The organism is Clostridia bacterium (assembly GCA_024653205.1).
In the GTDB taxonomy this organism is placed as follows: Bacteria; Bacillota; DSM-521; order Neomoorellales; family SLTJ01; genus JANLFO01.
In genome coordinates, this window is sequence record JANLFO010000002.1 from 108,442 (window position 1) to 129,067 (window position 20,626).

Below are 20,626 nucleotides of genomic sequence, written 5' to 3' on the forward strand. Positions count from 1 at the left end.
GAGAGGTTTGGCGAACCAGGCTTACTTGTATCTGCGCGAGGAAGCCTCCCGGAAGATGGAGGCTTTCGAGCATATCCCGTTAATCACTGTAGGTACTGCCACCTGCGGCCGGGCGGCCGGTGCTCTCGCCGTCCTTCAGGCTATACGCGAGGAGATCGCCCGCCGGGATCTTTTGGTCGAGGTACAGGAAGTGGGCTGCCTGGGGCATTGTTACGCCGAACCCCTGGTGACCGTTCGCCGCCCCGGATTTCCCGCCCTGTGCTACGGCCCCCTGGATGAAGACCGGGCCCGCCGCCTGGTCACGGACTTCCTGATCGGGGACGATCCCTGCCTGGAGTACGCCCTGGCCGCCCTGGAACCCAACGATCTCTTTCCCGCCCTGGAGGAATTCCCGCGGGGCGCCTGCGAACGCCGGGTCATACTGGCCCTGTGCGGCCTGATTAACCCGGAGGATCTGGACGCCTACCTGGTGCACGACGGCTACGCCGGGCTGGCCCGGGCGCTGGAGATGTCCCCGGAGGAAGTGGTAGGGGAGATTGTGCGCTCGGGACTGCGCGGGCGGGGAGGGGCGGGCTTCCCTGCCGGCGAGAAGTGGGAGGCGTGCGCCCGTGCGCCTGCGCCGGCAAGGTACGTGATCTGCAACGGCGATGAGGGCGACCCGGGAGCCTTCATGGACCGGGCTCTTATGGAATCCAACCCCCACCAACTGCTCGAGGGGCTCATTATTGCCGCCTACGCCGTGGGAGCCCGGAAGGCCATCATCTACGTGCGGGCGGAGTACCCCCTGGCGGTGGCGCGGGTGGAACGCGCCCTGGAGCAGGCCCGGGAAAGGGGCCTGGTGGGGAAGGGGATACTGGGCACCGGCTTTGACCTGGAGGTAGAGGTTTTCCAGGGCGCAGGCGCATTCGTCTGCGGGGAGGAAACCGCCCTGATTGCCTCGCTGGAGGGCAGGCCGGGTGTGCCCCGTCCCCGGCCTCCGTACCCGGCCACCTCAGGGCTGGAAGGCCTGCCCACGCTGGTAAACAACGTCAAGACCCTTTCCTACGTACCCCACATCCTGCGGCGGGGCGCGGAGTGGTTTCGTTCCCTGGGAACGGCTAACAGTCCGGGCACCGCAGTGTTCGCCCTGGCCGGCAAGGTGGCCAACCCGGGTCTGGCGGAGGTCCCCATGGGCACCACCCTGCGGCAACTGATCTTCGAGGTGGGAGGGGGTATCCGGCAGGACAAGCAGTTCAAGGCGGTGCAGATCGGCGGTCCCTCGGGAGGGTGCCTGCCGGAATCGGCTCTGGACCTGCCTATAGATTTCGATTCCCTGTCGGAAGCGGGGGCGATGATGGGCTCCGGCGGAGTGGTAGTGCTGGACGAGGAGGACTGCGTGGTGGAGACGGCCCGCTACTTCCTGGAGTTCACCCGGCAGGAGTCCTGCGGACTGTGCAGCTTTTGCCGCCTGGGCACGGCCCACCTGCTGGAGAGGCTTACCGCGCTTACCCGCGGGGAGGCCAGGCTCGAGGACCTGGACCGGCTTTACGATCTGGCCGAGGACGTTCGCGCCGGCTCCCTGTGCGGTCTGGGGCAGACCGCCCCCAACCCGGTACTCACCACCCTCCGCTACTTCCGCGCCGAGTACGAGGCCCACGTGAAGGAGAAACGCTGCCCCGCGCTTGCCTGCCGCGACCTGGTGCTTTACTGCATCCTGCCCGAACGCTGCAGCAAGCTTTGCAACCTGTGCGTGGGAAGCTGTCCTGCCGGCGCCGTGATTACCCGGCCCGACCTGCTGAAGGCCATCGACCAGGCAAAATGCGTGAAGTGCAACCAGTGCCTGGTGACCTGCCCGCCGGAGTACCGCGCGGTGGTCAAACTCTCGCCGCCGCAGTTGCCGCCGGAGGGAGACGCGGGCCATGGATAGGCGGATCAGGCTGGTCATCGACGGCAAGGAGGTGGCGGCCCGGGAGGGGGAGCGCCTGCTCTGGGCAGCGCTGGAGAACGGAATCTACATCCCCCACCTTTGCGCGGTAAAGGACGCGGGACGCTCGCGGGCGGCCTGCCGGCTCTGCCTGGTGGAGGTAGAAGGGGAGAGGCGGCCGGTGGCCGCCTGCGCCTACCCCGTGCGCGAGGGCCTTGAGGTCCGCACCCGCTCGCCGAGGCTGGACCGCCTGGTCGAACGGGCGTTTGAGCTGATCCTCTCCCGGCACCGTCTGGACTGCGCCGTCTGCCCGGCCCGGTCCCGCTGTCAGCTGCGCGAGATAGCCCGCCGGCGTGGACTGCAGTTGAGGCTCCGGAGTCTTACGCCCCTGCCCCTCCCTGCGGAAATCGACGCCAGCCCCCAAAGCTTTGCTTACGACGCCGGTCGCTGCGTGCTCTGCGGCCGGTGCGTGGAGGCCTGCCGGGAAAGGGGCGCGGGTATCCTCGGTTTTGTGGGCCGCGGGTGGGAGCGGCGGGTGGCGACCTTCGGCGACGTCGGCAGGGCCGAGGCCGGCTGCCGGGAGTGCGGGGAGTGCCTCAAGGCCTGTCCGGTGGGGGCGCTCTATCCCAAGCCCAACGCGGACAGATCGAAGTCAGGATAACAGCTTCAAGCTGCTCAGGCGTTTCAGTGCGGCCAGCTTTTCGCTTCGACCGGTCCGGGCCTTTCTCAGCGCCTCCTCCAGAACGGCCACGGAATGATCGTAAGTCCGGCGGTCCACCGGAAAGGGGTGGCCGTCCTTTCCGCCGTGGGCAAAGGAGTAGCGGACCGGATCGCGGAAGCTGGTCTCGGCGCCGTAGGCCACCTCCGCTACCAGCGCCAGGGCCCTTAAGGCCGCAGGTCCCACTCCCCGCAACCCCAGCAGGCCCTCGAAGTCCGCTGCCTGTGCCTGATAGGCAAGCCGCAGGGCCTTCTCGAGGGAACCCGCCTTCGGCACGGCGTGGGTAGCAGGCAGCCGCAGCAGGCGTTCGGCCCCGGGGTGGGAAAGAAGGGCCTGATATTCACGCAGGAGGCGTTCCGGCTTTTGCCGGCTCAGGAGGGTGCTCACCCGGCGGTTTTCCTCTGCCTCCCGCGCCACCAGGTTGACCACCGCCGCAGACGGGGAGCCGCACACCGCGGCGTGGGGCTCGCACACAAAGCTCGCCACCTGCTCTCCCAGCCAGTGGTAGCGCCGCGCCCAGCCGGTGGCCGGATCCATGCCCTGCTGGACTACCGCCCACTCGCCCTTGGCCGTAAAGAAGAAAACGTGGTGATAGAGGGTGTAACCGTCCTGCAGGCCGGCATTGTCCACCTTGGCCGACAGGCGGCTGGCGTAGACCAGGCGCTCCCCGGAGGAGATGCCGTGGCGTTCGGCGTGGCTTACGATTTCCTGAGGCGTTCGCAGAGAAGCCTTTCCCTTTCCCCCGGCTACGAACAGGCCCAGGTCCTTCTCCCGGCCCCGCAGGCCTTCCTTGATCGCGCCGCACACGGTGGTAGTAAGGCCGGACGAGTGCCAGTCGAACCCCAGCACGCAGCCCAGGGCCTGAAACCAATGCGGATCGGACAGTCGGCGCAGCACCTCCAGGGGTCCGTATTCACTCACAATTACCTCCAGGATGGCCACACCCAGGCGGCGCATCCGCTCGAAAAGCCAGGGAGGACACTTGCCCCCATGAAGGGGCAGGTCGGCGGTACCGGTTCGCAAGCCAGCTCTGCTCCTTCCTGCGGCCTCTCTGCCGGGAGGCGAAGCTGCGGGCGCCGGTGGCCCGTGCCGGTTATCCTTCGCACTATTCGGGGCAACCCCGGTTGCCCCCCGCGCCGGTCGCCTGACCGTGTTGCCCCGCTACTTGCTCCGGGCAGCGGCGTCCTGATATAATCCGTAGCGTGCGAATTCTCGCTCGGAGGTCAGAGTATGGTACCCGCTGCCGAACTCGCCCGCCGCATCGAGAGCTTCCAGGTCGAGCTCAGGGCGGCGGAGGTCGATGCCGCTCTTCTCCTGCAGAAGGTAGATTACTACTATTTCTCCGGCACCATGCAGCTTTCCTACCTCTACATCCCCGCCGAGGGCGAGCCGCTCCTCATGGTGGTGAGAGACTGGGACCGCGCCCGGAACGAGAGCGCCCTGGCGAACGTGGTTCCCTGTCCGTCCGTCCGCCAGGCCCCGGTGCTCATCCAGGCCCAGCAGGGCCGGCTACCTGCCAGCCTGGGCCTGGAGTTTGACGTATTGCCGGTTAAGGAATACTTTCGCATCCAAAAGCTGTTCCCCGGCGTGCGCCTGACCGATGTATCCGGACTCATTCACAGAGTGCGCAGCCGCAAATCGTCCTGGGAAGTAGGTCAAATGCTTCAGGCTGCGGCGCTGGCGGCCGAGGTTTACGCCGCCGTGCCCCGGCTGCTTCGCCCGGGAATGACGGAGATAGAGTTGGCCGGGCTGCTGGAGGCCGAGGCCAAGAAAAGGGGACACGAGGGACTTCTGCGCATGCGCTCCCTCAACTACGAGGCCTACACCTGGCACATCCTTTCCGGCGCCAGCGGAGGAGTGGTCAGCTACCTCGACGGTCCCGTAGGAGGGCAGGGACTTTCTCCGGCCTTTCCCGTAGGCGCCGGCCGCAAACCCATCGAGGCGGGGGAACCCATACTGGTGGATTTCGGCGGGGTGGTGAACGGCTACCAGGTCGACGAAACCCGCATGTACTGCCTGGGAAGAATGCCCGACAAGTTCCGCCGAGCCTACGAGGCCTGTCTGGAGATCGAGCGCACGGTCCTGGAAGCGGCCCGCCCGGGGGTGAGCTGCCACTACCTGTTCGGGCTGGCCCGAGCTACGGCGGAGAAGCTGGGCTACGAGGACGCCTTTCTGGGGCCCAAGGGTAAGAAGGTCCGGTTTGTGGGTCACGGCATCGGCCTGGAGATCAACGAACCGCCCTACCTGGCCGAGGGCCACGACTACCCGCTGGAAGCAGGCATGACCTTTGCGCTGGAGCCCAAAATGGTCTTCCCCGGTGAAGGAGCCGTAGGCATTGAGGATACGGTGGTGGTGGAGGCCAACGGCTGCCGGCGGCTGACCGATATGCCGGACGGGATTATTGAGATCGAGCCCTAGGCTCTTGCGGCCTCGCCGGGCGGCAGTTCCCTGCCGCCCGGCGGCCCAGTAGCTTCCCCTAGGGGCGGCCGCCGGCGCTCAGCTCTCTGCGGACCTGTTCCAGCAGACGCCAGCCCTGCCGAAAGAGGTTTTCCGCCCAGGCCGGGTCGGGCCACAGGCGGGAGGAGGTGAGAAAGGAGCGGGCCAACCCGAGCGTCAGCCGGAGCTCGAAAGTCTCGTCCTGCTGTTCGGCGGCGAACTGCCGTACCAGGTCGGCAAAACACCGGTTAACCGCGGTCATTTCCTGCGCCTGCTCGGCCGCCACCGGCCTGCGGCGGTTGGATACCAGGAACACGGACACGTCCTGCACGTAGTCGCCCGGTCCGGAGCGGGCCACATCGATAAACTGGAACCCGGTTTCCGGCGAATAGAGCACGTTGTTGCTGTTGAAGTCCCCGTGAATCCATACGGCAAAGGGGACTGCCAGCTCCGGCTCCCGGAGGCGGACCTCCTCCAGGCAGACCGCCAGGGGGGGGAGGAGAAGCCCGTCGACGGCGAGCGGAGCGGCGGAAAGCTCTTCCAGGTGGGGATGGAGCCTGTACACCTCGCCGAGCCGTTCCTCTATCTGGCGGACGAAGCCCGGTACCACTTTCTCCGGACGGCGGGAGTTCCTCCAGATTTCGCAGAGCACGCGGTAGAGCTCCCGGGTTACCCGGAGTTTCTCCTCCAGGGCCACCTGTTCGTAGTAGTCTTGAAGCAGCCGGCCTCTTCCCAGTTCCCTTAGAAAAGCCTGCCTGTCCTTGCCTTCCAGGACGGCCAGTACCCGGGGAGTAAGGCCGGTACCGTACCGGGCCCACTGCCGGGCCTTTTCTACCTCCTGGGCCACCTTCCGGGGCGAACCGGACTTATAGAGCAGCCTGGTGCCTTCCGGCAGTTCGATGCCGCCCACGGTGGCGCCGCTGACCCCGTCCCAGAAACGGTGGAAGTCCGTGGGCACGGCGCCGGAAAGCAGTTTCTTCAATTCCGCATAATTGGCGAACTTCATCCGCTGACCGAGAACCCAGTAAACCACCCATTCCGACATGTTGAGCGCGTAGTCGGTTATCTTTTCCAGGTTTTCCGCCACGAAGAGCAGGTCCAGGAATTGGGCGCCCCTTTGGGGGTGCTGCTGAATGCCCCCGGTGAGCTGGGGAATGAGCCACTCCAGGAAGTGGTCCGCCTCTTCCTCTCGAAGAAATACCTCCTCCGCCCGGCCCAGGTCCTTTTGGAGGAAGGCCTCGAGACCGGCATCCAGACAGTGTACCGCCGCCTCGGCCAGGGGATCCAGCTTGGGTTCTCTGGGGGGCTTGAAGGTGAGCTTGCGTGCCCGGGCCGCGATCTTGGAGGCGGCGTCACCCACGTGCTCCAGGTTAATGACCACCCGCATGGCCGCCCGCAGCCAGCGCCACTCCGAGGCCGGCCATTGGCCGAGACCCATGTGGTGGAATATCTTCTCTTCGCCGGCCATGTAGAAGTGATCCACCAGATCGTCCTTCTCCACGACCCGTTGCGCCAGTTCGGGATCCGCTCCGGAAACCGCACGCAGGGCGTCCTCAAGCTGGCCCTGAACCAGCCGGCCCAGGCGGTAGATTTCCTCCGGGAGTTCTTTGGGTATCTTCCTGGCCATGGCTAACGTTCCTTATGCCGCAAGGTCGGTACCGGGGTTAACTTACTTGGGATAAGTATATCATATCTCCCCCTAACGCTTAACCCTTGAGCAGGTTATAATTCCCTAAGGAGGTGGGTGCCTTTGGCGGCGGAACGGCAGGTACATCTCTATCTGGAGGGTGACGTGCAGGGTGTGGGCATGCGCGACTACGTCCGTCGCAGGGCTCGGGCCCTGGGGCTGGTGGGCTTCGTTCGCAACCTCAGCGACGGGCGCGTCGAGGTGGTGGCCGAAGGAAGGGAAGACACGCTGGCCGCCTTCACCGCGGAGCTGCGTCGTGCCCCGGTAGGCCGGGTGGACCGCGTGCAGGAGGAATACCTTGAGGCCTCAGGCCGGTTCGGCGACTTCAGGATTGCGGCCACCCTGTAGAGGTCGGCCGCGCAGTCACGGCGGCTAAGCCAGGAAGGCCGCCACTACGCCGACCAGGAAGATGCCGTCGAACACCCCCGCCCCGCCGATGCTCACGGCCTGGGCGCCCAGGCGCTGTATGGCGCCGTAGTTCAGCAGGTCGGCTCCGATGAGGGTACCCAGGGCACCGCTGACGTAGGCAACCGCAGCCGGGGCTTTGGGGAGCCAGGAGCAGGCCGCAGGCGGCGGCCACGAAGGGTGGGATAAAGGCCGGCATGGCGATTCCTACCCCGGGCATGGGGCGGGCCAGGAGCTTGGCCAGGAGGGCGGTGACGGCCGTAGCTACCAGCGCGGGCACCAGGGGCGCCTGGGTGGCCAACAGGTAGACGGACAGCGCGGCCGGGAGTATGGCCCCGCCCAGGTTGATGCAGATGGTCTGTTCCTGCACGGTGGGAGGGTAGTAGAAGACGTAGAGGGGCAGGGCGGCCCTTCGCTGCACCCATATCCGCCGTCTGGAAATGGGGATATTGATCACGCTCCCTATCAGACAGGCCAGAAAGAAGGCTATGGCGGCCTCCGGAGAGAGACCCAGCCGGGCGAAGGAGACGGCAGCCAGGTTGAAGAAGAGCATCACGAACAACAGGGGCAGCAATAGGAACAGAAGAAGCCACGGTCCTAGAAAGATCATGGGAGGCGGCGGGTGCCTTCAACTCCTTTCTCCCGAAAGCGAACCGGCGGGGTCAACCACCGCTATTGTACCACTTTTCCCGTCCTGAAGGACCCCCCTCGGCGGAAGTTTCCCCGGACCGGCGAAAAACGGAGGGAAAGGTCCTGACAGAGGAAAAGGTGGTATCCGGCCCGCAGAAGGAGCACTTGAGGTCTACGCCTTCGAAGGAAAGCCTGCCCTCGACATACTTTCCCGAGATGGAGCTAATAGCCGACAAGGTTCTGTTTGGGTCGGATTGGCCTACCGTGCCTTCTATCAAGGCCAATGTTGAGGCTATCCGCCGTCTGCCGCTAGACCCGGAGGCCAAGGAAAAAATACTGGGGGGCAATGCTGCCCGTCTCTTGGGCCTTACGACCGACCTTCCTACGTAACGAGGATAGGCGTGGTATAAAGATAGTCACTTCCTTCTCCGTATAGCCAATAGTAGTGTCGGGACGGGCTCGAATAGATAGCCGTTACCCATAGGTACGGCCCGAAGGAAGGGTCGTCTACCCGCACCTCCTTTTCCCACAGCGGCGTCTCGATTGCATCGTCCCGTATAAGGGCAAGGCGGTAACTCCCCCTTGGTCCCGGTCTAAACCATATGTCGAAGGCCAGATTCGTGCCCCACCTTGGTCGCGGAATAATTGCGCCCGGCGGGTGACGGTTCAGCCTCAGCACGGCCAGGGAGCCGTTCTTGCTGACCGCGGTCCATCCGCGCGCGAGGGCCAGGTCTACCAGATGTTTTTGCTCCCTCCAATCCATCTCTCGCCAGCGGACCGGCACCGGCAAGAACGTGGCGTAGGTCGGGAAAGGCAGGGGGTTTCCGTGCCAGTCGCTGCCGGTACGCACGGATACCGTCGCTCCATCTTGCCACAGGCGGCGCCACAGATGGATACTCGCTCCTTCCAGAGAAAAGTCCCTCTGGAAGCCGGACATTATCTCCAGACCGAAGGAACCCGTCAGCGGGTTTTCCACCCAGTTCCAGGAGCGAGGGCCGTACGGGTGGGCGACGGAGAAAGAGGCCGTCCGCGCCTTGTCGACTATCCGCTGGGCCAATACCGGCCCGACCAAGGCCTGATTTTCTAAGCTCCTAATATCCGGCAGCCCGTAGGCGAGGAGATGCCCACGATCATGCTTCACGGCCACCTCCAGCCCCGGGAAAAGCCGGGCACCGCGGCGGGGGAGATTTCGGCAAAGTCGTACGAGTTCTGCCCAGTGCCCACCGACCAGGTCGGCGTGAGGGGTGAGGTAGACGGCGTCATAGCCTGCCTCGCTGTAATGGCGCCAGAGTTGTTCGGGCGTAGACCGGCCATCGTCGTGAAAACTGCAGTGTACTTGAAGGTCCGCCCGTATCCACATGCCCGCTCCTCCTCGGGAGACAGGATATGGTAGGACCGGACCGGGGGTGCGGCCGCACGGGCCAAATCTTGGGCAGACCGCAGCAGTGTGTCGGCCGCCTCCCAGCGGCTAACGGGAAGGGTGATCAGACGTGTTACATCCTAAACTGAGTTGCCGCGAGTACTTGACGCAGAGGCGGTCTAATGCTATCATTTTATCCGGAAGGTGCGGCTGTGGCGGAACTGGCAGACGCGCTAGATTCAGGGTCTAGTGGCCGTCAAGGCCGTGGGGGTTCAAATCCCTTCAGCCGCACCAAATTCTTTTGATGAGCAGGGGGGCGGTCAGCCCCCCTTCCTCTTTCCCGCAAGAAGGGCACACCGAAGGAAAGCAGGACCAGGTCGGAGCCTCCGTTGTTGGAGTGGTTGGGCCCACCTGAGGCCTTTATGCCGCCGTAGGTCATACCGGTAGCGCCGCGTACACAGCCATCACAAGGGCCTGGTACCTCGTCAGGCAAAAAGGTAGCCACAGGCAGTTCAAGCACCCTACCAAGCCTGGGAGGGTAACCATAGCAGGCAATTCGAACGACGACCTAGCGCCTGGGACGCTTAACAGCATCTTTAAGCAGGCCCAACTCAAGAAGGAGGCGAAGTAAAGTGCAGTACCTTATTGTAATCGAAAAGGCGGAAGGCAATTACTCTGCCTACTCGCCGGACGTTCCCGGCTGCGTGGCTACAGGCAAGACGCCGGAAGAAGCCAGACGGAAGATGCAGGAGGCCCTGGAAATGCACATCAAGGGCCTTGTGGAGGACGGCCTGCCGATTCCCGAGCCGCAGGCCGCAGCGGAGTATGTTCAGGTAGCCTTGCCGTAGGGGGACGGGCCGGACCAAGAGCTGAAAAAGAAAGCCCTCGCGCAGGAGGGCCAGAGTGAGGTTCGTCGTGACTTTGCGCAAGCAGGTATAAACTCGCAAACCCTCGTAATTTCTGGAGCCGGCGGAGGGGGTCGAACCCTCGACCTGCCGATTACAAGTCGGCTGCTCTGCCGCTGAGCTACGCCGGCCTGGTCGGGGCGGGGGGACTTGAACCCCCGGCCTCTTGGTCCCAAACCAAGCGCGCTGCCAACCTGCGCCACGCCCCGTCGGCTTGATTATAGCTCACAGGTCGGAGAAGGGTCAACTCCAACCCTCCTGCGGGTTTGTACCAAGCTCTATCGGCGGCCCGCATTCCGGTCAGGGTTGGGGGAAACGTAATGGGTCGGAAACCTCGGCACCCGTCCTACCGACGTATGTCCGCCGCGAGGGCGAAGGGCACCCGTAGATAATATGCGGCCCGCGGCGAGGTTCAGTTCTTTCTGATGAACGCCGTTAACCTGCACGGTGGTCGGGCCCTGGGATGGCAAATTTCGCACGGATAGATTACAATGATGGCATGGGCAGCTCTAGGTCAGCCAAGTGAACACAGTTTGCAGTCGGCAGACGGTCACCCGAGGAACCCGTTCAAAGGCAAGAACAACTTGTCGGCGCAGGTGGGCCGCCGGAGTTCACCGTCACGGGTTTCAAGAGAAACTAGAAGGATACTGCCATTTGGTGTAGAAGAACAATACCTTAAAAAACGCTGCTGCCGGTGACGGTGAGGTCAAAGGGCCAATGCGCCCCATTGGCAACCGAAACGGATGGTGAGAGGGTGAAACTGGCGATATCCGGAAAAGGGGGCGTAGGGAAGACCACTCTGGCCGCCGGTCTGGTTCGTTATTTTGCCGATCGAGGCTTCACGGTGTATGCCGTGGACGCCGATCCCGACGCCAGCCTGGGCCTGGCCCTGGGCCTGGACCCGGAAGCATTGGCAGGCATGCTTCCGATCGTGGAAATGCGCGAGGTGATCGCCTCGCTCACCGGCGGCGAAGGCGCCTTCTTCTCCCTTAACCCGGAAGTGGGAAGCCTGATAGAGCAGTACAGCGTGGCGGCGGACAACGTTCGTTTCCTCAAAATGGGAACAGTAAAGCAAGGCGGGACCTCCTGCTACTGCCGGGAGAACAGCGTCCTGCACGCCCTGCTCAGCCACCTGCTTCTGCGGCGCGACGAGGTGGTAATCCTGGACTTTAGCGCCGGCATTGAGCCCCTCACCCGCGGAACTGCACGGGGGGTCAACCTCCTCCTGGTGGTCACCGAGCCCACGCGGGTAAGCCTGCATACCGCCAGGACCGTCACCGCCCTCGCCCGCGATCTGGAGATCCAGCACGTTGCCTACGTGGGGAACAAGGTGAGAAGCAACGAAGAGGAAGCTTTTCTCAGAGAGCACCTCCCTTCGGACGCCCTGCTGGGAGTCCTTCCGTTTGACGAAGGAGAATGGGCGCGCGGCCGCAGTCTATCCGAGGGCACCGTAGCCCCGTCCCTGCGCCCCGCCCTCGAAACCATAGGCAACCGGATCCTGGCGGCCTACGCGCCGCCTTTGAGCATCTAGGGACCGGCCTGGCAGGCCAGTCGGACCAGGGAATACTCTCACGGAGGGGGTTAGACAATGCCAAGGTTTCGGGATCCCACCCACACCGCGCGGCCCTCGGACGCCCCGCGGGTGCCGGAGCGTAGGAAGCGCGAACGCACCATTGATCCGGCAGCATTAGAAATGCTGCAAAAGGCCCAGGAGGCCAACGTTACCACCGCCTTTGATCGCTTTTTGGCCCAGCAGCCTCAGTGCCAGTTCGGGTACACTGGTATCTGCTGCCGCTTCTGTATGGCCGGTCCCTGCCGCATCCGGTCCCTGGACGGACCGGGAAGCCGCGGGATCTGCGGCGCGTCGGTGTGGACAATCGTAGCCCGGAGTGTGGGGCTCATGATCCTCACGGGCTGTGCCTCACACGCCGAGCACGGCAACCATATGGCACAAACCCTGCTGGAAATGGCCGAGGGCCACGCGCCGGACTACAGCATTAAAGACCCGGAGAAGCTGAGGCGGGTATGCAGGCGGGTGGGAATCGAAACCGAAGGCCGTGGCGAGCTGGACCTGGCCCGAGAACTGGCCGAAAAGGCTTTGGACGATTTCTCGCGGCTCAAGGGGATGGGAGAGTCCACCTGGGTTGCCACCACCGTTACCCCCGGCCGCAACCTGAAGTTCCGCACCCACGCCGTAATGCCCCACGGCATCCACGCGACGATCTCGGATCTGGTTACCCAGGCTCACGTGGGAATGGATGACGACCCGGTAAACCTGGTCTTCAGCGCCATAAGAGTGGGTCTGGCCGACTACGCGGGAATGCACATCGCCACCGACCTTTCGGACATACTGTTCGGAACGCCGGAGCCGGTAGTAAGCGAGGCCAATATGGGGGTTCTGGATGCCGACAAGGTCAACATAGTCCTGCACGGCCACAACCCTCTTTTAAGCGAGATCATCGTGCAGGCGGCCCGCGAACTGGAACCGGAGGCCGTAGCCGCAGGTGCCAGGGGAATCAACCTGGTGGGCATCTGTTGCACCGGTAACGAAGTGCTTATGCGGCAGGGCATACCCCTGGTCACTTCCTATGCCTCCCAGGAACTGGCCATTTGCACCGGCGCCGTAGACGCCATGTGCGTGGACGTCCAGTGCATAATGCCGGCCATCCGGAGCACGGCGGAGTGCTTTCATACCCGCATTATCACCACTTCGGACATAGTCAAAATCCCGGGCTCGTACCACATCGATTACCAGACCACGAACGCAGCCCGCGACGCCCGGACGGCGGTGCGGCTGGCCATCGAAGCCTTTAAGGAGCGCCGCGAGAGCGGCCGCGCCGTATATATCCCTCAGATCAAGAATACGGTGGTGGCCGGCTGGAGCCTGGAGGCGCTCATGCGCCTGTTTGCGGGCCTGAATCCGGAAAATCCGGTGCGGGCCCTCAACCAGGCCATACTGGAGGGTGAACTGGCCGGCGTCATCCTCATGGCCGGGTGCAACAACCTGAAGACCTTCCAGGACAACTCCCACATTACCATAATGAAGGAAATGCTCGGGAACAACGTGCTGGTACTGGCCACGGGCTGCTCCGCGCAGGCGGCGGCCAAACTGGGTCTTATGGACCCGGCCAGGGTGGACGAACTCTGCGGCGAGGGGCTTAAGAGCTTCCTGCGCCGCCTGGAGGAGAGGGCCGACCTCAAGGTGGGCCTGCCCCCGGTGTTCCACATGGGCTCCTGCGTGGACAATACCCGGGCTTCGGACCTTCTGATGGCCATGGCCAACGACCTGGGCGTGGATACCCCGAAAGTGCCCTTTGTAGCCTCGGCGCCGGAGGCGATGAGCGGCAAGGCCACCAGCATCGGCACCTGGTGCGTGGCCCTGGGACTGCCCACCCACGTGGGGTGCATGCCGCCGGTAGAGGGAAGCGATCTCATCTACAGCATCCTCACCCAGATCGCCCACGACGTTTACGGCGGTCATTTCATCTTTGAGATGGACCCGGAGGTCGCGGCGCGCAAGCTGCTCAACGCCCTGGAGTACCGTACCTGGAAACTGGGCGTGCACCATCAGGTGGCGGATCGCTTCGAGACCAGGCTGTACCAAGGCTACTAGGGCAGAGGGGAGGGGTAATGCATGACGGTAGACTTTGACAAGCTCTTCGAAGGCGCAATCCCGGAGGGAAAGAACCCCACCCGGCTTTTTCGCGAGGTATATCACGGGGCCATAACCGCGGTCAGCTACGCCGAAATCCTGCTCAATCAGGCCGTCCGGCGTTACGGGCCCGACCACCCCGTGGGTTATCCGGACACGGCCTACTACCTGCCGGTGATCCGCTGTTACAGCGGCGAAGAGGTAAAGAGGCTGGGCGACATCCCGCCCGTCCTCAATCGCATGCGGGCCCAGATCAGGTCTGAACTGACCTTCGAGAACGCCCGGCTGGCCGGGGAATCCACCTGGTACGCGGCGGAGATAATCGAGGCCCTGCGTTACCTAGAGTACGATCCGGACAACCCGCCAGCTCCCGAACCCTGGACCGGGTTCATCGGCGATCCGGTGGTGCGGCGTTTCGGGGTGAAGATGGTGGACTGGACCATCCCGGGAGAGGCGATAATCCTGGGCCGGGCCCGGGATCCCAAGAAGCTGGCCCGGATGGTGCAGGAGCTCATGGGCATGGGCTTCATGATCTTCCTCTGCGACGAAGTAGTGGAGCAGTTGCTGGAGGAGGACGTGAAGCTGGGCGTCGACTACATTGCCTACCCCCTGGGCAACTTCACCCAGATCGTGCACGCCGCCAATTACGCCCTGCGGGCGGGCATGATGTTCGGCGGTATCACCCCGGGTCTGCGGGACGAACAGAGGGACTATCAGCGCCGGCGCATCCGGGCCTTCGTGCTCTACCTGGGCGAGCACGACATGGTGAAGACCGCCGCCTGCTTCGGGGCCATCTTCACCGGGTTCCCGGTGATCACCGACCAGCCCCTGGCCGAGGACCAGCAGATACCCGACTGGTTTTTCACCGTGGATGACTACGACAAGATGATCCAGATCGCCCTGGAGGTTCGGGGCATCAAGCTCACCCGGGTGAAGCTGGAGCTGCCCATCAACTTCGGCCCGGCCTTCGAGGGGGAGAGCATCCGCAAGGACGCCCTCTACGTGGAGATGGGCGGCGGCCGCACCACGGCCTTCGAACTGGTGCGCAGCGTGGGCGAGCAGGAAATCGAGGACGGAAAGGTGGAGGTTGTCGGCCCGGAAATCGACGCCTTCCAGGCCGGGGACCGCCTTCCCTTTGCCTACGTGGTGGACGTATACGGCCGTAAGATGCAGGAGGACTACGAAGGGGTTCTCGAACGCCGCATCCACGACTTCCTGAACTACGGTGAAGGGCTGTGGCATACCGCCCAGCGGGACATTGTATGGCTGCGCATTAGCAAGGAGGCGGTGGCCAAGGGAGTCAAGTTCCGCCACCTGGGGGAGATCCTGGTGGCCAAGATGAAGGAAGAGTTCCCCGCCATCGTTGACCGGGTACAGGTTACCGTCTACACCACCAAGGAAGACGTGGAGCGGCTGCTGCCCCTGGCCCGGGAGAGGTACCGGCTGCGCGACGAGCGGTTGCGAGGGCTCACGGACGAGGCGGTGGACACCTTCTACTCCTGCAACCTCTGCCAGTCCTTCGCCCCCAACCACACCTGCATCGTCACTCCCGAGCGGCTGGGTCTCTGCGGGGCCGTGAGCTGGCTGGACGCCAAGGCCTCCCACGAGATTAACCCCGCCGGGCCGAACCAGCCGGTACCCAAGGAAGGCGTTATCGACGAATGGAAAGGCATGTGGAGGAGCGTCAACGAGTACGTCTACAACGCCACCAACCACAACCTGGAGGAAGTCAACCTGTACTCCATGCTGGATCGGCCCATGACCTCCTGCGGCTGCTTCGAGTGCATCATGGCGATAGTGCCCGAGTGCAACGGCATAATGATCACCACCCGCGAGTACGGCGGCATGACGCCCTGCGGCATGACCTTCTCCACCCTTGCGGGGATGGTGGGCGGCGGCGCCCAGACTCCCGGCTTCATGGGGGTGGGGCGGCGGTACCTGGTCAGCCGCAAGTTCATCCGCGCGGACGGCGGGCTGGGCCGGGTGGTATGGATGCCCAAGGAGCTCAAGGAGCAGTTGCGCGAAGAGCTCAACGCCCGCGGCAGGGAGGAAGGCTTCGGAGACAGCTTTGCCGACACGATCGCGGACGAGACCATTGGCACCGGCGTGGAGGAAATCCTGCCTTTCCTGGAGGAGAAGGGGCACCCGGCCCTGAGTATGGAGCCCCTTATGTAGAATAGATCCGAGGAGGGGAGTTGTGCCCGATGCCACTGACCGGTTTGGAAATCTATAAGCAGCTTCCCAAGACCAACTGCAAGGACTGCGGACACCCCACCTGCCTAGCCTTTGCCATGGCCCTGGCCAGCGGCAAGGCGTCGCTGGATGCCTGCCCCCACGTAAGCGATGAGGCGCGGGCAGTCCTGGACTCGGCCGCAGCACCGCCCATGGCCGAGATCACGGTAGGCACGGGGCAGGCTGCGGTCAAGCTGGGCGGCGAGACCGAACTCTTCCGGCACGAGAAGCGCTTCTACAATCCCGCCGCCGTGGCCTTCCTGATAAGCGATACTCTGCCGGAGGCGGAGTTATCGGCCCGGCTGGCCGCGATCCGGGACCTGGTGTTCCACCGGGTAGGTCTGGAGTACCGGGTCCAGATGGCGGCGGTGAAGAACGAATCCGGCCAGGCTGATCCCTTCAAGAGGGCCGTGGCCGCCGCCGCAGGCACCGGGCTGGCCCTGATGCTGGTGACCGACGATCCCAAGCTGATGGCCGCCGGCCTGGAAGCGGCCGGGCAGAATCGGCCGCTGCTCTACGCCGCTACCGAGACCAACTGGGAGGCCATGCTGGAGCTGGCCAAGGCCCACCCCTGCGTGCTGGCGGTCAAGGCGCGCGGGCTGGAGGCACTCGCCGGCCTGGCCCAGAAGATCACCGCCGCCGGCTTCAAGGACCTGGTGCTGGATCCCCAGCCGACGAGCCCGGCGCAGGCGGTGGCCGACCTGGTCCAGATTCGTCGGCTGGCCGTTAAGAAGCGCTTCCGCCCCTTCGGCTACCCCAGCCTGGTGTTCGCCGGCGCGGAGGATCCGGCGGAGGAAGCGCTGGAGGCCGCACTGTACGTGACCAAGTACGCGGGTGTGGTGGTGCTCAAGAACGTCTCCCGGGCCCACCTGTTGCCCCTGCTCACCTGGCGGCAGAACCTCTACACCGATCCTCAGGTCCCCATCCAGGTGGAGGAGAAACTCAACGAGATCGGGACTCCGAGCGAAGACTCGCCGGTCTACGTCACCACCAACTTCTCCCTGACCTATTACTCCGTCCAGGGCGAGGTGGAAGGTTCCCGTATTCCCAGCTACATCCTCTCGGTTAACACGAACGGGCTTTCGGTAATGACCGCCTACGCGGACGGCCGGTTCACCGCGGAAAAGATCGCCCAGGTTATGAAGAAGGTGGACCTGGAGAGTAAGGTTAAACACCGCACCATCGTGATCCCGGGCGCGGTCGCGGTGCTGAAGGGGAAGCTGGAGGAACTCACCGGCTGGAAGGTACTGGTAGGGCCGCGCGAGGCGTCGGGAATCCCTGCCTTCGCCAAGAGCAACTTTGCCGCCTAGTCGGGGAAGCGAAAGCCGCGAGTTCACCAAACCTGGGGAAGGGAGTAAGGAAGATGGCCGTAGAAATCCTCAAGGATAGAAACCCGAGCCGGGTGGGAGAAGTGGTCCTGGGAGCCACCAGGGAAGAAGGGGGAACCCGGGCCTACAGCCTCCGGGTGGGCGGGGATCCGGCCTTGCCCTTTCACCAATTCGAGGGGGAAACGGTCAATCGCCCGGCGGTAGCCCTGGAGGTCGTGGACACAGTTCCGGAGTGGCCGGAGGAGCTGGCCCGCTGCTACCGGGACGTCTGGCAGGATCCGGCGCAGTGGGCAAAGAAGTGCGTGGAAGAGTACCGGGCCGACCTGGTCTACCTCAGACTCGAAGGAGCCGACCCGGAAAAGGGCAACCGTTCGCCGGAGGAATGCGTGGCCACGGTGAAGCAGGTGCTGGCCGCCGTGGGAGCGCCCCTGGTGGTGGTCGGCTGCGGGGTGGCGGAGAAGGACAACCAGGTCATGGAGGCCATAGCCGAGGCCGCAGCCGGCGAAAAGCTGCTGCTCGGCAACGCCGAGCCGGACAATTACCGCACCCTGGTGGCCGCCTGCATGGTCCACGGCCACAGCGTAATCGCCAAGTCGCCCCTGGACATCAACATCTGCAAGCAGCTCAACATCCTGGTCACGGACATGAACCTGCAGTCCAACCGCATCGTGATCGATCCCTCCATCGGCGGGCTGGGCTACGGCATCGAGTACGCCTTCTCCATCATGGAGAGGCTGCGGCTCGGTGCCCTGCAGGGCGACCGCATGCTGGCCATGCCCGTCCTCTGCACCGTGGGCCAGGAGACGTGGCGGCATAAAGAGGCGGCAGCGCCGGAAGCGGAATACCCGGAATGGGGGGCGGAGGCCGAACGGGGCGTCATGTGGGAGGCCACGGCTGCCGCCGCCCTGCTGCAGGCCGGGGCGCATATTCTGCTTATGCGCCATCCCCGGGCGGCAACCCTCACCAAGGCCCTGATCGATGAATTGGCCCGCCCCACCGATTTCTAGGTTAACGGAGGTTAGGAGCAATGCTTATCATCGGCGAGCGCATAAACGGGATGTTTGCCGATATCCGGGAGGCCCTGCAGAAGCGGGACCCGCGGCCGGTGCAGGAGTGGGCCAGGAAGCAGGAAGAGGGAGGCGCCCGTGCCCTGGATCTCAACGTGGGACCGGCGGTGGAGGACAAGATAGAGGCCATGAAGTGGCTGGTGGAGGCAACCCAGGAAGTGACCGGCCTCATGCTCTGCCTGGACTCCACCAACTTTGATGCCATCGAGGCCGGCCTTGAGGTCTGCCGGAATCCGGCCATGATCAACTCCACCAACGCCGAGAGGGACAGGATCGAGCGGGCCTTCCCCCTGGCGGTCAAGTACGGCGCCAAGCTGATCGGTCTCACCATGGACCGCAAAGGCATCCCCAAGGATGCGGACACGCGCCTGGCCTTCGCCATGGAACTGGTGGCCGCGGCGGACGAGTTCGGCCTGCCCATGGAGGACCTCTACCTCGACCCCCTGATCCTGCCGGCCAACGTGGGCCAGGATCACGGGCCGGAGGTACTCAAGACCTTGCAGCAGATCAAGCTGCTGGCCAGCCCGCCGCCCAGAACCGTACTGGGACTGAGCAATGTTTCCCAGGGCTGCCAGGACCGCTCGCTGCTGAATCGCACCTTCCTGGCCCTGGCCATGGCCTGCGGCCTGGACGCGGCCATTGCCGACGCCTGCGATCCTCTTCTGACCGAGGTGGCGGCAGCCGCGGAGGTGCTGCTAAATCAGACCATCTACTGCGACTCCTACGTGAAGATGTTCCGTGCCAGGTAGGCCGGCTGCGGCCCGGCGGAGAGGGAGAGGTGCTCCCGGACCGCCGGGCGAAACCTGCCGAGCCTGGCGGTGGGGGGTGAGGAAGTTGACGGTCAATCCTCCCGGCACCGCAGCGGGCGCGGGAGCACGGCTGGTGCCGTCCCCGGATTGGGCCCGGGAGGTAGAGCGGGAGTCCGCCCAGCCTGTTTCCCTCTGCTATCAGTGCCAGAAGTGCTCCGGAGGCTGCCCTCTGGCCTTCGCCATGGACGTACTGCCGCACCGGCTCATCCGCTACGTTCAGCTGGGCCAGAAAGAACGGGTCTGGCAGAGCCGCACCGTCTGGCTCTGCGCCGCCTGCCGCACCTGCGCCGCCCGTTGCCCGAACGGTATCGATATTGCTGCCGTGGCCGATGTTCTCAAACAGCAGGCAATGCGGCGCGGCCTGGTAGCGCCGGAGCCTTCCGTTCAGGCCTTTCACCAGACCTTCCTTTCCTCACTGCGAAGCAGGGGGCGGATGCACGAGCTGACCATGCTGCTCCGGTTCAAGCTCAAGGCCGGCTTTAAGGGTAGCGAGCTTTCCCAGGATCTTCGCCTGGGGCTGGCCATGTTGCGGCACGGCAAGCTCAGGCTGCTGCCGGAAGGCGTAAGGCGCACGCGGGAAATCCAGGCCCTCTTTGCCAGGGCCCAGGAGGGTAAGTCGCATGGCGCGGTATAGCTATTACCCCGGCTGCTCGCTCCACTCCACGGCCGCCGAGTACGACCTCTCCACGCGGGCGGTTCTGACCGCCCTGGGTCAGGAGCTGGAGGAGCTGGAGGACTGGAACTGCTGCGGTGCCAGCTCCGGTCACGCCCTCAGCCCCTACCTGGCCCACGCCCTGCCCCTGCGCAATCTGGTTCTGGCCGAGGCGAAGGACCGGGAGCTGATGGTGCCCTGCGCCGCCTGCTACAACCTGCTGCGGGTTACCCAGCAATTCATGGCCGAAGGCGGCGAGGAGGCCGATAGCCTGAACCGGGACCTTGAGGCGATCACGGGCAGGCCCTACCGGGGCCGGGTAAGAGTGCGGCACCTACTGGAGGTCCTGAGCGATCCCGACATGCTGAGGCTGCTGAAGACGGCGGTACGCACCCCTCTGGGAGACCTTCCCGTGGCCGCCTACTACGGCTGCCTTCTTAACCGGCCGCGGCAGGTCAGCTTCGAGGAGATCCCGGAGCAGCCGGAGAGCATGGAAAGGCTGCTCCGGGTTCTGGGGGCAAGACCGGTGGGGTGGTCGGCCAAGACCGACTGTTGCGGCGCCTCCCTGGGGGTGTCCCGGGCGGACCTGGTGGGGCGGCTGGTAAACGATATCGTCCGGGCCGCGCGCCGGGCCGGTGCCCAGGCTTTGGTAACCGCCTGCCCGCTCTGCCAGTCCAACCTGGACGGTCGCCAGGAAGAGGGACAGGAACTGCCGGTCTTCTTTATTTCCGAACTGGTCGGCGCGGCCCTGGGCCTTAGAGAGACCGAGTCGTGGCTGGCGCATCACCTGGTGGATCCGCGGCCGCTGCTGCGGGCGCGGCGCCCGGCGGTACCGGCGTAGA

General features: G+C 64.5%; 18 protein-coding genes, 3 tRNA genes and 1 pseudogene. 16 read left to right on the top strand and 6 right to left on the bottom strand.

Going from position 1 to position 20,626, the window contains the following annotated elements:
• Positions 1 to 55 precede the first annotated feature (55 nt).
• Together NUV99_01675 and NUV99_01680 are read left to right on the top strand one after the other, a co-directional pair.
• Positions 56 to 1,906, top strand: coding sequence for an SLBB domain-containing protein (locus NUV99_01675; protein MCR4418848.1), 1,851 nt, complete (start codon positions 56 to 58; stop codon positions 1,904 to 1,906).
• On the top strand, positions 1,899 to 2,564 hold the full coding sequence (locus tag NUV99_01680; protein ID MCR4418849.1) for a 2Fe-2S iron-sulfur cluster-binding protein: 666 nt from the start codon (positions 1,899 to 1,901) through the stop codon (positions 2,562 to 2,564). Before NUV99_01675 ends, NUV99_01680 begins: the two co-directional genes overlap by 8 nt.
• Here NUV99_01680 and NUV99_01685 read toward each other — a convergent pair.
• Positions 2,556 to 3,644: a DUF763 domain-containing protein gene (locus NUV99_01685; GenBank protein ID MCR4418850.1), complete on the bottom strand. Its 1,089-nt coding sequence runs from the start codon at positions 3,642 to 3,644 to the stop codon at positions 2,556 to 2,558. The two genes, NUV99_01680 and NUV99_01685, sit on opposite strands and share 9 nt — an antisense overlap.
• Positions 3,645 to 3,851: 207 nt before the next feature.
• On the opposite strand from NUV99_01685, the gene NUV99_01690 reads away from it, so the two are divergent.
• The gene (locus tag NUV99_01690) at positions 3,852 to 5,039 is read left to right on the top strand and encodes a Xaa-Pro peptidase family protein (protein MCR4418851.1); all 1,188 of its coding nucleotides are present in this window, start codon (positions 3,852 to 3,854) and stop codon (positions 5,037 to 5,039) included.
• A gap of 58 nt (positions 5,040 to 5,097) precedes the next feature.
• On the opposite strand, the gene NUV99_01695 is transcribed toward NUV99_01690, so the two are convergent.
• Positions 5,098 to 6,684: a phosphotransferase gene (locus NUV99_01695; protein MCR4418852.1), complete on the bottom strand. Its 1,587-nt coding sequence runs from the start codon at positions 6,682 to 6,684 to the stop codon at positions 5,098 to 5,100.
• A gap of 123 nt (positions 6,685 to 6,807) precedes the next feature.
• On the opposite strand from NUV99_01695, the gene NUV99_01700 reads away from it, so the two are divergent.
• Positions 6,808 to 7,092 (top strand): acylphosphatase, encoded by a 285-nt coding sequence (locus NUV99_01700; GenBank protein MCR4418853.1) that lies wholly within the window; start codon positions 6,808 to 6,810, stop codon positions 7,090 to 7,092.
• 24 nt (positions 7,093 to 7,116) lie between these two features.
• Here NUV99_01700 and NUV99_01705 read toward each other — a convergent pair.
• A pseudogene (locus NUV99_01705) lies at positions 7,117 to 7,702 on the bottom strand (DUF1614 domain-containing protein).
• Between the two features lie 293 nt (positions 7,703 to 7,995).
• Here NUV99_01705 and NUV99_01710 point away from each other — a divergent pair.
• On the top strand, positions 7,996 to 8,169 hold the full coding sequence (locus NUV99_01710; protein ID MCR4418854.1) for an amidohydrolase family protein: 174 nt from the start codon (positions 7,996 to 7,998) through the stop codon (positions 8,167 to 8,169).
• Here NUV99_01710 and NUV99_01715 read toward each other — a convergent pair.
• Positions 8,162 to 9,139: a hypothetical protein gene (locus NUV99_01715; protein ID MCR4418855.1), complete on the bottom strand. Its 978-nt coding sequence runs from the start codon at positions 9,137 to 9,139 to the stop codon at positions 8,162 to 8,164. The genes NUV99_01710 and NUV99_01715 overlap by 8 nt on opposite strands.
• 206 nt (positions 9,140 to 9,345) lie before the next feature.
• Here NUV99_01715 and NUV99_01720 point away from each other — a divergent pair.
• The 3 genes from NUV99_01720 (at position 9,346) to NUV99_01730 (ending at position 9,987) form a co-directional block, all read left to right on the top strand.
• Positions 9,346 to 9,433, top strand: a tRNA-Leu gene (locus NUV99_01720).
• A 169-nt stretch (positions 9,434 to 9,602) separates the two neighbouring features.
• Positions 9,603 to 9,770 (top strand): type II toxin-antitoxin system HicA family toxin, encoded by a 168-nt coding sequence (locus NUV99_01725; protein MCR4418856.1) that lies wholly within the window; start codon positions 9,603 to 9,605, stop codon positions 9,768 to 9,770.
• Between the two features lies 1 nt (position 9,771).
• Positions 9,772 to 9,987 carry a type II toxin-antitoxin system HicB family antitoxin gene (locus tag NUV99_01730; GenBank protein MCR4418857.1) on the top strand — a complete coding sequence of 72 codons (216 nt, stop codon included), beginning with the start codon at positions 9,772 to 9,774 and terminating at the stop codon, positions 9,985 to 9,987.
• Between the two features lie 113 nt (positions 9,988 to 10,100).
• Here the strand turns inward: NUV99_01730 and NUV99_01735 are convergent.
• Together NUV99_01735 and NUV99_01740 are read right to left on the bottom strand one after the other, a co-directional pair.
• Positions 10,101 to 10,175, bottom strand: a tRNA-Thr gene (locus NUV99_01735).
• A gap of 1 nt (position 10,176) precedes the next feature.
• A tRNA-Pro gene (locus NUV99_01740) sits at positions 10,177 to 10,253 on the bottom strand.
• 545 nt (positions 10,254 to 10,798) lie between these two features.
• Here NUV99_01740 and NUV99_01745 point away from each other — a divergent pair.
• From NUV99_01745 to NUV99_01780, 8 genes are all read left to right on the top strand, one after another.
• Complete coding sequence (locus tag NUV99_01745) at positions 10,799 to 11,575, top strand: AAA family ATPase (GenBank protein ID MCR4418858.1); 777 nt, start codon at positions 10,799 to 10,801, stop codon at positions 11,573 to 11,575.
• 57 nt (positions 11,576 to 11,632) lie between these two features.
• Entirely contained in the window at positions 11,633 to 13,657 is a 2,025-nt protein-coding gene (gene cooS / locus NUV99_01750) for an anaerobic carbon-monoxide dehydrogenase catalytic subunit (protein ID MCR4418859.1), read from the top strand.
• Between the two features lie 21 nt (positions 13,658 to 13,678).
• Positions 13,679 to 15,871: an acetyl-CoA decarbonylase/synthase complex subunit alpha/beta gene (acsB, locus tag NUV99_01755; GenBank protein MCR4418860.1), complete on the top strand. Its 2,193-nt coding sequence runs from the start codon at positions 13,679 to 13,681 to the stop codon at positions 15,869 to 15,871.
• A 29-nt stretch (positions 15,872 to 15,900) separates the two neighbouring features.
• Positions 15,901 to 17,238 carry an acetyl-CoA decarbonylase/synthase complex subunit gamma gene (acsC, locus tag NUV99_01760; protein ID MCR4418861.1) on the top strand — a complete coding sequence of 446 codons (1,338 nt, stop codon included), beginning with the start codon at positions 15,901 to 15,903 and terminating at the stop codon, positions 17,236 to 17,238.
• Positions 17,239 to 17,291: 53 nt separating this feature from the next.
• Positions 17,292 to 18,263: an acetyl-CoA decarbonylase/synthase complex subunit delta gene (locus tag NUV99_01765; protein MCR4418862.1), complete on the top strand. Its 972-nt coding sequence runs from the start codon at positions 17,292 to 17,294 to the stop codon at positions 18,261 to 18,263.
• 20 nt (positions 18,264 to 18,283) lie between these two features.
• On the top strand, positions 18,284 to 19,072 hold the full coding sequence (locus NUV99_01770; GenBank protein ID MCR4418863.1) for a methyltetrahydrofolate cobalamin methyltransferase: 789 nt from the start codon (positions 18,284 to 18,286) through the stop codon (positions 19,070 to 19,072).
• A gap of 85 nt (positions 19,073 to 19,157) precedes the next feature.
• On the top strand, positions 19,158 to 19,766 hold the full coding sequence (locus tag NUV99_01775; GenBank protein MCR4418864.1) for a 4Fe-4S dicluster domain-containing protein: 609 nt from the start codon (positions 19,158 to 19,160) through the stop codon (positions 19,764 to 19,766).
• Entirely contained in the window at positions 19,753 to 20,625 is an 873-nt protein-coding gene (locus NUV99_01780) for a CoB--CoM heterodisulfide reductase iron-sulfur subunit B family protein (GenBank protein MCR4418865.1), read from the top strand. Before NUV99_01775 ends, NUV99_01780 begins: the two co-directional genes overlap by 14 nt.
• Position 20,626 lies beyond the last annotated feature (1 nt).